The organism is Roseovarius sp. PS-C2 (genome assembly GCF_018862045.1).
Classification (GTDB): Bacteria; Pseudomonadota; Alphaproteobacteria; order Rhodobacterales; family Rhodobacteraceae; genus Roseovarius.
Genome location: NZ_JAHKSQ010000011.1, coordinates 76,918 through 89,702 on the forward strand (window position 1 = coordinate 76,918; position 12,785 = coordinate 89,702).

Sequence of the window (12,785 nt, forward strand, 5' to 3'; positions counted from 1 at the left end):
TGCTTTTGTTCCAGGAGAGATGTGATGGACCGTCTTCAGCAAGCAATTCAGAAGGCGCGAGTGGAACGTGCCAGCCGCACGCTCGAGACTGTGCGACTGACGGAAGAGCAACGGATCGTTCCGGAAGATACTGAAAATATCTGGACGGCGCTGCCGGAGATCAAACTGGACAGCAAGGTCGTCATACGAAATCGGCTTCTGTCCTACCAAGGAGGCCACGAGGCCGCGCCCTACGATATGCTGCGGACGAAAATGTTGCAGCAGATTCGCACCAACGGATGGCGTCGCGTTGCGCTGACTTCTCCCTATAGCGGATGTGGCAAGAGCACGACCACGGCCAATCTGGCCTTCAGCCTGGGCCGGCAGGCCGATCTACGCGTAATCGTGATCGATTTCGATCTGCGCCGCATGGGGCTGGCTGAAATTCTGGGCCAGTCCGGCACGCATAGCATGGCCGATGTCATTCAGGGCAAGGTGCCATTTCATGATCATGCCATACGCTATGGAGAGAACCTGATTTTCGGGCTGAACTATTCCTTGACCTATAATCCGTCGGAAGTTCTGCAGAGTCGGCGGGCGATCGAAACGTTAGAGCAGATCGAGGCCGTATATCATCCCGATATAGTCCTGTTTGACACCCCGCCGCTGATGGCCAGCGACGACACCCATGGGCTCCTCAAGAACATGGACTGCGCCCTGTTGCTTGCGGAGGCCGAGAAGACGAGCATGAACCATATCGACCTAGCCGAACGGCAGCTGGCAGAGCTTACCAATGTGATGGGGATTGTCCTGAACAAATGCCGCTATGCCAGTGGGGCCTTTGGCTATGAGTACGACGCCTACTAAGCCAGTTGCTCCGGCTGACGCGGTCATCATTCCGCATTACAATGACCTCCCGCGGCTGGAGCGTTGTCTTGAAGCCTTGATGCTCAATGATATCCGCGACACCGAGATCGTCGTTGTCGATAACAATTCGCCGGTTTCCCTGGATGATCTGTGCGCGTCCTTTCCTGCAGTGAGATTCATTACCGAGCCTGAGAAAGGCGCGGCCCCCGCTCGAAACCGGGGTGTACGTGAGACCTCCGCGCAGAGATTGTTTTTCATTGATGCCGATTGTGTGCCAGCCCGCGACTGGCTTGCAGTTGGGCGTGAGGTCGCCTCTCGGGCCGACTTGATCGGTGGCCGGGTCAACGTGTTCGACGAAACGTCGCCACCGCGCAGCGGGGCCGAAGCATTCGAGGCCGTGTTCGCGTTTAATTTCCGCAGATATATCGAGGTTCAGGGGTGTTCTGGAGCGGGAAACCTGTTGACCCGGCGGGATGTCTTTGACGAAATTGGCGGTTTCATCAACGGAGTGTCGGAAGACCGGGAATGGACCATGCGGGCTGTTGCGCATGGTTATAGCCTGATCTACGAGGATCGGCTGCAGGTCAGCCACCCGGCCCGGCAGGACTGGCCTGCGCTGCGCGCAAAGTGGCGGCGCACCACAAGCGAAGGCTTTCAGTTAAATGGAACCAGCCCGGCCAAGCGACTGAAATGGGCGATCCGGGCTTTGGCGATGCCAGCCAGCGCGGTGGTTCATATTCCGAAAGTATTGCGCAGTGACAAGCTAACCTCTTCCGGCGAAATCCTGCGGGCCATCACGACGCTCATCCGGCTAAGATGTCAGCGCATGGTCTGGATGCTGCGACAGGCGGCAGGCGGCACGATCTGATCGACCACTTCACCCATGCAAAAAGGGGGCCGAAAACGGCCCCCAGCAAGAAGTTTTTTGGCTTTTCAGAAACCGAAGTTAGGCAACCTTGCGGCGGCGGCGTGCAAGCCCCAGCCCTCCAAGCGCGGTCAGAAGCAGAACACCCCCTGCCGGCAGCGGTACGGCCGCGACGTCAAAGTCGAACGTTACACCTTGCGCGGAGTCCGTCCAGTTAAAGACAAGGTTTTGGTTGAGATTCGGCGCGGTGAACATTGTATTAAGGTTTGTTGTAACGTCAGCAAGAACCGCTGTGGATTGCAGAACGGTATTGGTGGCGGCATCAACCCAGCTCATTGTAAGACCGCTGAACGTGCCCAGAACTTTGAGCGTCACAGAAGCGTTCGCTTTGCCAAGCACCGGATCAATCGGTGAGAAGAAGTTCACCGAATAAGAACCCGCTCCGCCATTCGACGTGGCAGCGCCGAGAAACAGGTTGTCGGACGTTATGTCATAAGAGTTACCAGCCGAAACGACGGTTAGCGCACTGGCCGCTCCGGTCATCAGTACCGCAGTAGCAAGTGCTGCCACCATGAGTTTTAATGTTTTGAACATAGGCTCCCACCCCTCTAAGAATTATATAAAATAACCACGATACACAACGTACAGTGGCACCGTTAGTACAGTATTCACTAAAGCTTAGGTGTAGTTTCAAGTCAAGTATTGGCAGGAAAAAATGGAATTTTTCGGGCAGATCGCAACATAAATGCAATGAAATTTGACTTCATATCGACATTTGTTTCCACGGCGTGAACAATAGATAGGGCTGGCGGGGTGTTCGCAGAATCGGATGGAAATGACTTGACTGTATTCCAACCACGCTGCGTGACCGTCTATATGGGAACCGGATACTGGGGCCTAGGTTGGGATATGTTTCCCGCCAATGTTTTGCGACAACAGACCGCGCCGCGGCACTTAGTGTTTTATGTGTATTCCGCCTTCTATTGGTTCTGTTTGGGCGACAAACCTGCGGAACAGGGAGATTGGCCACACAAAGCACCCTGTCGGCAATCCGAACTTCCTTTTTTTGCAAATGGATGTAGACTTTCAGCCTCAGGTCGGCTGACCTGCTCAAGTAATAATGCAGCCGGAATTATAAGGGCGGTTAAAGCATTGGTGCAGCTAAGAATTTCTTGCCAAAGTCATGAGGCGGCGGAACACGCGTGGAGCGCCGATGCCTGGGCGGTTACAACATTCTCGTATACAGGGGCTTGAGTGTAAGGAAATGAACGAACGCCATTTCACGCAGGAATTTCCGGTGCCGGAACTTGACTTGAACGCCAAACGTATCCTCGTGACGGGGGGCGCCGGATTTCTGGGTTCGCATCTCTGCGCGGCACTGTTGAAACAGGGGCACGAGGTTCTGTGCGTCGACAATTTCTTCACCGGCCGACGCGCCAATCTGCGGCACATGCTGGCCAATCCGCGCTTTGAGGTTATGCGCCACGATGTGACCTTTCCGCTCTATGTCGAAGTCGATGAGATTTATAATCTGGCCTGTCCGGCCTCGCCTTTCCATTATCAGCATGATCCGGTGCAGACGACCAAGACCTCGGTGCACGGGGCGATCAATATGCTGGGTCTGGCCAAGCGGCTCAATGCCAAGATTCTGCAGGCCTCAACTTCGGAGGTCTACGGAGATCCGACCGTGCATCCCCAGACCGAAGACTACTGGGGCAATGTCAATCCGATCGGGCACCGTTCCTGCTACGACGAAGGCAAACGCTGTGCCGAGACACTGTTCTTTGATTACTACCGGCAGCATGGTTTGCCGATCAAGGTGGCACGCATTTTCAATACCTACGGGCCGAACATGCATCCCGATGACGGGCGAGTGGTGTCGAACTTCATCATGCAAGCGCTGGCCGGCAAACCGATTACAATCTATGGCGACGGCAGCCAGACCCGATCCTTCTGTTTTGCCTCCGATCTAATCGATGGACTGATACGGCTGATGAATTCAGGACCCGATGTTGTCGGTCCGATCAATCTGGGCAATCCGGTGGAACTCAGCATTCGCGAGTTGGCCGAAACGGTGATCCGAATGACCGGATCAGCCTCGAAACTCGTATATAAACCTTTGCCGCAGGATGATCCGATCCAGCGCCAGCCCGATATCACACGGGCACGGGAGCAACTGGGCTGGGGGCCTGAGGTGGCCCTTGAAACCGGGCTGGAAGCCACGATTGCCTATTTCGAGAAAATAATTGCAACGACGCAACGCACGGTGACGGAGAAATGAATTCACAGGGCATAGTTGGCGGATTGGCGTGGCGGACCGGGCCGTTCCTGCTGCTGGTTGCGGCCATACTGCTCTGTCTGGCAGTATTGCTGGTCAATCATGGCCCGCTCTATTATTTCGACACGGGGAGCTATTTCAAACAGGGCAATGCAACATTGTCCCTGATCCTGCCCGAGGATACCCAATCCGCCGGTACGGTGGGGGCAAACCAGATCGCCCAGACGGATGACACAACCAACGGCTCGCGATCCATGATCTACGCGCTTCTGGTGGCCGTGTTCTGGCGGCTGGATGCGCTTGGCGGGATCGCGCTGGTGAATCTCGCGGCGGTGCTGCTGTCGGCCTGGCTGGTGGTACGGGCGGCGCGGCGGACCGGGTTGCTGCAAAGGAGCGGCATGTCAATGATCGCCATCCCGCTTCTGGTAGCGGCGGTCACGGCGCTGCCATTCTATATCGCTTATGTCATGCCCGACATTTTTGCCCCGGTCCTACTGATCCTCATTGCTGCAGTTGTGTCGATGGGACGCGAAATGACCCTGACTGAACGCCTAGTGGCGCTGGCCTTGGCGGCCCTGGCAGTGGTTCTGCATCCGTCGCATCTGGCAATTGCGGGACTGATGCTGCCCCTGGCCGTGCTGGCGGCCCTTCTGCGACAAGGATCGGGCCGCTGGTTCGCTGTTGGTTTCGTTGCCTGCCTCGTTCTGATCGGATTCGCCGAGCGTAAGGCCTTCGAGGTTGCTGCGGAAACGGTTGCCCACAAACAAGTGGTCTACACGCCCTTCATAACCGCGCGGCTGATCGTTGATGGACCCGGCATGACCTATCTCGACGAGAACTGCCCCCGTCCGGATCTGGCCACCTGCGCCCTGCACGAGGCGTTGTCCTGGTCGGATGATCCCTACCGCCTTACCGCGGCGCATATCATTTTCGAACGCAGTCAGAATCTTGGCTCGTTCTTGCTGATGACGCCCGAAGATCAACTCGCCGTCGCACAAGAACAGCGCGCGTTTTTCTTTCGGGTGCTGACAGCGTATCCTTTTTCCACGGTCGCGGCCCTCGCCGGGAACGCTGCCACGCAACTGAAAATGGTCAGCGTGAAGATGACCATTCCCACCCAAGCCGTCATCCGAAGCGCCAAGTCGCTATCCGGGTTAACCGATGACAGCCTGACGGTTCTCGATCGCGGTATTCTGGCCCGCGACCGGTCCTGGATATCGACGGCTGATCGTGTGCATGCCGCTCTCTATCTGGCCGCGCTTGTGGCCGTGGTTGGCTTGTTGCTGTGGCCCGGGCTGGTTGCAGGCCAGCTTAAGGTATTCGTGTTGTGTCTGCTGGCCGGGGTTCTGGTGAACGCCCTTATTTGCGGTGGTGTATCGCAACCGGCGGACCGTTACGGCGCGCGTGTGATATGGCTGTTGCCGTTCGCTGCAGCGTTCCTTGCCGCCGCTGCTACTGCACCGCGCCGAAAGGGGCGCCAAACCGCCGGAGTAGATATATGACCGAGAGTCATTCTCTTTCAATCAGCGTGGTGATGCCGGCCTACAATGCGGAACATCTGCTGCCCCGGGTCTTGCCACCGCTGATAAGGATGCTCGATGCCGGAGAGGTCAGCGAGGTTCTGGTGGTGGATGATCAATCCTCCGATGGTACCGCAGATCTGGCGCGCAAGATGGGTGCGACGGTTATGAGCACGCCGGTGAATGGCGGGCCGGGGGCAGCGCGCAACTTGGCGGCTGAACAGGCCAAGGGCGACATCCTGTGGTTTGTCGATTCCGACGTGATTGCTCATGATGACGGGCCGGAGCATATCCGCCACGCCATGTCCGAAGACAATGTTGCTGCGGTGTTCGGTTCTTACGACGACGCGCCAGACGGGCAGAGCTGGTTTTCGCGCTACAAGAATCTTTTGCACCGATACTATCACCAGAGGGCCAAGCGCGACGCCCGAACCTTCTGGGCGGGCTGTGGCGCTATCCGCAGGGATGTTTTCCACGAGGTGGGCGGGTTCGACATCAAGACTTACGAGGTCCCGTCGATCGAGGATATCGAGCTAGGATACCGGATCGTCGAGACCGGGCGCCGCATTGTGGTGGAGCCACGCCTGCAAGGCAAGCACCTGAAGGTCTGGACGATGCGCAACAGTCTGAGAACCGATATCTTCTGTCGGGCCCTGCCATGGTCGCGGCTTATGATTTCCCGCGAAGGGCTGACTGATGATCTGAATACCTCGACAATGGAGCGGTTGCGAGCTGGGCTAGCCGGACTGCTTTTTCTGTCAGTGCTGGCGCTGCCTTTCTGGACTGGGCTGTGGCCGTTGACGCTATTGCTGGTCGCGTTGGCCTTTATCGCCAATCTGGATCTGGCACGCACCATGGCCACCCATGGCGGTCTGTGGTTCGCCGTCAAATGCATTCTCTATCACCAGTTCTATTACGTCTATTCGGCCAGCGTTTATGTCTGGTGCCTGTTTGAATATCACGTGCTGGGGCATAAGCAGAAACTCCATGTCACGCGGAACTAGCGCTTTGGCCCAGGGGCATCGGGCGACCGCGATGCCGGATTTTCTGATCCTTGGCGCTGCACGGGCCGGCACGACGGCGCTGCATAGTTACTTGCGGCAGAATCCGAACATCTTCATGCCCAAGGCGAAAGAGCCGAATTTCTTTTCCTTTGAGGGCGAAATCCTCAAATACACGGGGCCGGGCGCGGATTACGTCAACAATTCGCTCACCCGGTTAGAGGATTACCGCGCCCTGTTTGACGATGCGCCCCCCGGCAGTATTTGTGGCGAGGCCTCTCCGCTTTACCTCTTTTCGCCCAAGGCGCCGGAGCGGATTCATCGCCACATTCCACGGGTGCGCATGGTGGTGGTTCTGCGCAATCCGGTCGACCAGGCGTTTTCCCACTATTTGTATGCTGTGAAGCAACGCATTGAACCCTTGGAAGATTTTACCGAGGCGCTGGAGGCCGAGGAAAAGCGGCTGGCCGCAGGCTGGCAACCCTTGTTCGGATATTCCCGCTTTCCCTGTTACGCTAAGCAGTTATCGCGGTATTTCAGCCTGTTTGATCGCGAACAAATTTTGATTCGGACCTATGAAGACTTTCAGACAGATCCGAAGGAGTTGGTTGCTAGCATCACCGAATTCATAGGGGCCGATACCGGGTTTGAGCCGGATCTGTCCTCTGAGCTTAATGCGGGGGGGATTCCCCGCAGCCGGCTGTTTCAGGATTTTCTGATGAAACCCAATCCGGTCACAGGATTGATTGCGCAGGTCATGCCGCAAGAGGTTCGCTGGAAAATCCGGGATCGCCTGTCGCAGTTCAACCTTCGGCGCGGCGTTACGATACCGCCACGCGCCCGGGAAATCCTGCGCGCGAGGCTTTTGCCTGAAATCCGGGCGCTCGAAGATCTTTTGGACCGCGATCTGAGCGCTTGGCGCGCCTAAAGCACTACAACTCAGAGCGCCGTGTTCTTACCGAGCTTGCCCAGGAGACGTTTCTGTTTGGGCTTGACCTCGAATTCCTCGTGGTAGGAGCGTTCGATATTAACATCCCACACGTCGTAGCTGGCCCCCATGATATTGCGGGCCGCATACATGGCCGACAGCATGGAATGGTCCTGGTTGTTATAGCGATGCAGGCCATTGCGCCCAACTGTCTGGAAATTCTCAAGCGTTTTCAGCCAGCCGCTCACGATATTGAGGGCATCCTTATATTCCCCGTCATAGACCGGATAAGCCTTGGGCTGGCGGATCACCGTCGAGTCGAAGACATCGCTAGCCTTGGCGAGGCCCAGATCCTCGAGTTCCTTACTGGCCAGCTTTCTCAGATCTTCGTCCGAGGATGACCATAGCCCATCGCCCTTCTGACAAAAATACTCCATCCCGATTGATGACGTGTCCTGATCGGGCAGCATTTCCTTCGACCAGGCGCGGAAATTCTGAATCCGCCCGACCTTCACCTTCGGGCTGTGGATGTAAATCCAGTTGTCCGGAAACGGATCGGCATGATCAAGCATCAGAGTGACGATCAAGAAGTCGCGGTATTTTAGCCGGTCGGCGGCCTCGACAACCTCTGGCGGTGGCGGGGGGTCGAATGCATGGATCAGGTCACGCACTGCCATCGAATTGATGAAATGCTCTCCTTCGACACGTTCAATGGTCTCGCTGGCGCCGTTTTCCTCGTCCCATCGCCGCACATCGACCGATGTCACTCGATTGCCGTCGCGGTTCACCTTGACGACCTCGGAACGCATTTGAACGGTTCCGCCCTTTTCTTCGATCAGCTGCTGGGTCTTTTCCCACATCATGCCGGGGCCAAGGCGCGGATAGTGGAATTCCTCAATCAGGCTTGCGGTGTCGTTTGCCCCCGATATGGCGTTCCAGACCGCCTTGGGCAGCGACAGGTTCTTGATCCGTTGCGCTGCCCAGTCGGCCCGAATTTCTGAGGGCGGAATGCCCCAGACCTTCTTGGTGTAGCTGTGGAAAAAATGCATATAAAGCCGCCCACCAAAACGGTTGATAACCCATTCTTCAAATGTGTCTTCCTGCTTTTTCGGGCGGATCTTCCATTTGATGAAACTACCGATGATCTTATAGGTCTCATACGGACCGATATTGCCGAGCGCGTTGAAAATGCGCAGCGGGTAGTCATAGAACTGGCCGCGATAGAAAATACGACTGAGGCGCCGGACCGTGATGAAATCGTCTTGCAGCACCTCATTCCACATATCCTCGACTTCGCGCACCTTGGTGAAAAACCGGTGCCCGCCAATGTCGAAGCGATAGCCCTTAAAGGCTTCGGTCCGCGAAATCCCCCCGACCATATCCGACGCCTCAAGGACATGCGGAACATGTGTATCGCTCAATTTCTGAAGTTCATAGGCGGCGGTGAGTCCTGCTGGCCCCCCCCCGATTACAACGGTTGGAACTGTCTCTTGGCTCAAATTGGTTTTGCCCATACCTAAACTCCAAAATCAGTCTTTAGTTGGATGCTTCAGTCTATCAACGCATTTATACCCTATGGCAACTTGATGGCATATTATCTGAGATACGGCTATCTTCATGATGGGTTTCCCACAATTATTTCCCACCCAGGTGAACATCAGAAACGCCGAGAAGATGCCAATCCGGAAAAAATTGTGATCGCCTTACCGAAGTCAGAGATATCATCGTATCATAAGAAATCCGAAGGTGATAACGCGGGCAATAAAAATTACGAAGTATCGTATCATACTGATGTTTATAAATAATCCAGACATTGCCTCACAGGTGGATGCTCGTTTTGGCGCATCCCAACGCAAGCCTTCCGACTGCAGGCACCAGGCGTCCGGACAATCCTGAATGCCGAGATCGGTCGGACAAGAACACAAACTGAAAGAACTTGGGACGCATGGTTCCGACCTATCAACAATACGGTGCTAATGTCAGAATTGTATGTACCAACAGTGTTTAATTGAAGTAGTCCCGGCATTCCGGGCAAGTTGGCAGCGTCTCCAAGATGTATCCTGTTTAGATTGCATACAGACGATTTCTGATTTCGGTTGTTCCAGTATGCCTCCACGGGCATTTGTCGTTCAGCCGCGGAGTGGCGTCATCCGGTGTAGTAGAATGCCGACCGGCTTAGCCGCAATAGCTAACATTGCTTAGAGATGCTTGGATCAGGAGGGGCGCGGCGGATCATTGCGCGTTTCTTCTCGAGGCTCACTTCTTGAGCCCTTCGGACAAAAGGTCGTTCTCAACTACCAACACTCCGATCTTGGCATGCTGATCCTTAACCCCGACCTCGGAAGGCCCGCTCTGCTTGCCGCCGGAGGAAAACATCCGTCCCGGATGGTGCAACAGTGGCCGCGAGCATTGGCGCTGGTGGCTAGTTTGCCAACGCCAAGACATACTTGGCAATGCTGTCCATGACCATTTCACTCAAGTGAGTATGAACAAATTAGGCGCGGGCCAATTTTGTCTGAGACGCATTGAACTGTTGTATCGAAAAGCTCTGAGTGATCAGATCGCTTGGTGTTGAGTAATTTCTTTTCCAAGACAGAGGAACTGGGATTTAAGCGACCGGTATTTGTAACGCTCACTGGTCTTGCAAGTAAAAAGATTATCCGGTCAGGATGGCTTGTATATCTCCGAAGGTTGCTCTCCTCAGTATCAGGCTTTGATCTGATGATATTTTCTCGTCTCACTCGCCGTAAAGTACTCCGATGCCTGGTTGGGCTAGGAGTTTTGCCGGGGATGGCGGTTTCACAAGAGGGAGGACTGTCCAAGGGAACCCCCATCGTGGCAGATGGGGGCAAGGTCTTGCTGCATCTTTCTTTGTTGTCGCGCCTCTTTCCGGGGCGGCGGCTTCTGGCGCGGGTGCGGGTGCCCGAGACTAGCGCACCAGTCCTCGGGCCAATGGCGCGAGCGGCGGGGCATCGTCTGCTCCGACAGCTGGTTTTCGAGGGGCGCGCAGCGGGGAATCACGGCGATCTTTATGAGAACCGTGACCGCGGACATTCCATGCTCGCTCCCAAGGCGCATCCGCAACTTACTCACGTGGTCTATGACGCAGAGATGCGTAAGGCAGGGTTTGACTACGGTCTCGCAGGGCCGGTGATTTTTGATGCGCCGCTTATTGGCAATTCCTCTACGGCCGTAAAACACGGACCGCTCTGGCGATCCCTGCCGCGCATGGCCCTGACCCATGAGCACGGGTCACTGATCCTCTATCAAAACTATTTGGCCGGACAGATTCACGTTTATCCTGAACATCGCGATCATGACCCAAAGCATGGGGATCTTATTCCAGCAAACACGCCGTTTTTCCTCGTTTCGCAGGGGTCATCCGGGTCGGACCGACCGCATTTGGAGGCATTGGCGATGATCCTTGCGGCGTTTCGCCCGGAAACCAAGGCGTTCCTGCATGAAAACCAGCTTCTCGCATCTACCGTGCAGATGATTTTTCGCCACGGTCTCGCCCCGGTGCTGAGCCGGGAGGCCTATCTTACGGGGCTGGCCCACCCTTCGGTCATACCGGGCAATCAGATTGACCTGGTGCGGATGGTCGGGCTTGCAAATGCGCTGACGCCGGAGACTGTGCCGCCGATGGCGCGACTTTCGGTTTTGTCGGAGACGCGTACGATCGAAGGGGTCGACTATTTCGGCGAAGGGTTGAGTGAGCGGCTTCTTGATACGCCCGTGGCTCTCGCCCGGCTGTGGCGCAGCCATGTTCCGACCCGTAGCATGGTAATCTCGGCAGAGGCTACGCGTGATCCCAATGGCCGTACGCCAAATTTCACTTGGCGTCTCTTGCGTGGCGATCCCGCCCGAACTCGGATCGAACCACTGGATGAGCAAGGATTGCGGGCGCGCATCACACTTGATTGGCAATCGCCGCGCCCAGTGCCAGGACGCCCTGAGATCCTCTCAAACCGTATTGATATCGGTGTTTTCGCGCGCAGTGGCGAGTATAACAGCATGCCGGGCCTGATCTCGTTCCTGCTGCCACAGCACGAGACGCGGCGCTATGGGCGTGGCCCCGATGGCGAGATGCGCATCGAGAGCCGCGATTTCCGGGTGCCGGAGGGAGATTATGCCGATCCAGTGCTCTTTCCACGGAGCGATTGGCGCGACAGTTACCAGTACGATGACGCAGGAAATCTGCGGTGCTGGGAACGGACGGGAAAGAGTGGCGTCATACGATTTGATGCGGAAGGAAGAGTACATACTGCAACTGGCTTGGTCAGGCCGTATTATATGGTGGAACGCCCAGCAGGGGACGTGCCGCAGATGGCAATGAAACTGCCGCCCGGCTCTGACGGGGGCTAAACTGCTCGATGTGTTAAGTTCCGGCATCTGGTGGTCCATCAGATACCAGAACCCCCATTGGTGGATTGCTTATGCAACCTGCACGCCTTCAATCTCGCAAGATTTCCCCGATCACCTTCCGCGGGCAATTTTTGACTTGGCAAATGCCCCTGCAACAAGGCAAACTATGATTGAGGCAGAAATAAAAAAATCCAAAGCCAGTTCGACTGGCAGGAAAATTGATCAGGTATTGGGGATTTATTGCGCGGCGCTTGCAAAGCGTCGCTGATACGAAGCCCCATTGAGCAGGAGCAGTATCAAATGTCCAGAAATCGCTCGCACTGTTGTTCAGGGTTTCGTCCGCGTCGCCCGATTTTCGCCAATTTGTTCTGATCTCTAATACGTCACCGGTTCGGAAACCGTTCGGATCAAAGGTGACAAGAGGACATCATGAACGAGATCGTGCCAACGCGCAGAATGCCAAAGCACTTGCAGGGCACCCGGCAAGGATTATTCTTTTTGCTGCAATCCGCCCCGGCCCCGGACCTAGTGGCCGAGGACGTGACCACAATGCGAGCAACGGCACAGACGGTAAGGCAGGTTCCTCAGCCGCCCAAACCCGAGGTCGCCGATAGATCAGTCATTAGCGCATTCCTGTCCTCGGACGATTTTCATTTCAATCTGTAACTGACGAGAACTTGTTGAAGTATAATTGAAAGTTGGTGATGTTCCCTGAGGGCGGCACATCATGAGCGATTTTGTCTTTTGCGGGTGCTGTTCTGTGGCGTTCATTATTTACATAATATATCTTATGCGGGTGTCAACGGCGGAGTAAAATTCGGCCATTGTGGCGGAGCAAAAGTGGGCCAGTTTGGGGCGAGCGCCTTGGAGCGTGCGGCCCTCATATAGCAAGCCCGGTCCAAGGCGCATTGGCCGTCAGGCCAATTCTGTGAGGTTCATTTGTTAGCGGCGGCGAGGCGGGCGCGGCTTTGATTGAGGCGGT

General features: G+C 55.9%; 11 protein-coding genes. 9 read left to right on the top strand and 2 right to left on the bottom strand.

What is annotated here, in order from left to right:
• Window positions 1-24: 24 nt before the first annotated feature.
• Window positions 25-846, top strand: a complete 822-nt coding sequence (locus tag KPG71_RS17490) for a CpsD/CapB family tyrosine-protein kinase (protein ID WP_216339717.1) — start codon at window positions 25-27, stop codon at window positions 844-846.
• Complete coding sequence (locus KPG71_RS17495) at window positions 827-1,714, top strand: glycosyltransferase family 2 protein (protein WP_216339719.1); 888 nt, start codon at window positions 827-829, stop codon at window positions 1,712-1,714. The genes KPG71_RS17490 and KPG71_RS17495 overlap by 20 nt, the downstream gene beginning before the upstream one ends.
• 78 nt (window positions 1,715-1,792) lie before the next feature.
• Here the strand turns inward: KPG71_RS17495 and KPG71_RS17500 are convergent, their stop codons facing one another.
• Entirely contained in the window at window positions 1,793-2,305 is a 513-nt protein-coding gene (locus tag KPG71_RS17500; RefSeq protein WP_216339721.1) for a VPLPA-CTERM sorting domain-containing protein, read from the bottom strand.
• 670 nt (window positions 2,306-2,975) lie between these two features.
• Between KPG71_RS17500 and KPG71_RS17505 the strand changes: the two genes are divergently transcribed.
• The 4 genes from KPG71_RS17505 to KPG71_RS17520 are packed head-to-tail and all read left to right on the top strand — an operon-like array spanning window position 2,976 to window position 7,438.
• A complete protein-coding gene (locus KPG71_RS17505; protein ID WP_216339742.1) occupies window positions 2,976-3,992 on the top strand; it encodes a UDP-glucuronic acid decarboxylase family protein in 1,017 nt (338 codons plus the stop codon).
• On the top strand, window positions 3,989-5,491 hold the full coding sequence (locus KPG71_RS17510) for a hypothetical protein (protein WP_216339723.1): 1,503 nt from the start codon (window positions 3,989-3,991) through the stop codon (window positions 5,489-5,491). Before KPG71_RS17505 ends, KPG71_RS17510 begins: the two co-directional genes overlap by 4 nt.
• Entirely contained in the window at window positions 5,488-6,513 is a 1,026-nt protein-coding gene (locus KPG71_RS17515; protein ID WP_216339725.1) for a glycosyltransferase family 2 protein, read from the top strand. Before KPG71_RS17510 ends, KPG71_RS17515 begins: the two co-directional genes overlap by 4 nt.
• Window positions 6,446-7,438 carry a sulfotransferase domain-containing protein gene (locus KPG71_RS17520; RefSeq protein ID WP_216339727.1) on the top strand — a complete coding sequence of 331 codons (993 nt, stop codon included), beginning with the start codon at window positions 6,446-6,448 and terminating at the stop codon, window positions 7,436-7,438. The genes KPG71_RS17515 and KPG71_RS17520 overlap by 68 nt, the downstream gene beginning before the upstream one ends.
• Window positions 7,439-7,449: 11 nt before the next feature.
• On the opposite strand, the gene KPG71_RS17525 is transcribed toward KPG71_RS17520, so the two are convergent.
• On the bottom strand, window positions 7,450-8,952 hold the full coding sequence (locus tag KPG71_RS17525) for an NAD(P)/FAD-dependent oxidoreductase (protein WP_216339729.1): 1,503 nt from the start codon (window positions 8,950-8,952) through the stop codon (window positions 7,450-7,452).
• Between the two features lie 30 nt (window positions 8,953-8,982).
• Here KPG71_RS17525 and KPG71_RS17530 point away from each other — a divergent pair, with 30 nt between their 5' ends.
• The 3 genes from KPG71_RS17530 to KPG71_RS17540 all read left to right on the top strand — a co-directional run bounded on the left by KPG71_RS17530 (window position 8,983) and on the right by KPG71_RS17540 (window position 12,469).
• On the top strand, window positions 8,983-9,243 hold the full coding sequence (locus KPG71_RS17530; protein ID WP_216339730.1) for a hypothetical protein: 261 nt from the start codon (window positions 8,983-8,985) through the stop codon (window positions 9,241-9,243).
• Window positions 9,244-10,228: 985 nt separating this feature from the next.
• A complete protein-coding gene (locus tag KPG71_RS17535; RefSeq protein ID WP_216339733.1) occupies window positions 10,229-11,803 on the top strand; it encodes a hypothetical protein in 1,575 nt (524 codons plus the stop codon).
• A gap of 429 nt (window positions 11,804-12,232) precedes the next feature.
• Window positions 12,233-12,469, top strand: coding sequence for a hypothetical protein (locus KPG71_RS17540; RefSeq protein ID WP_216339734.1), 237 nt, complete (start codon window positions 12,233-12,235; stop codon window positions 12,467-12,469).
• The last annotated feature ends 316 nt before the right edge of the window (window positions 12,470-12,785 follow it).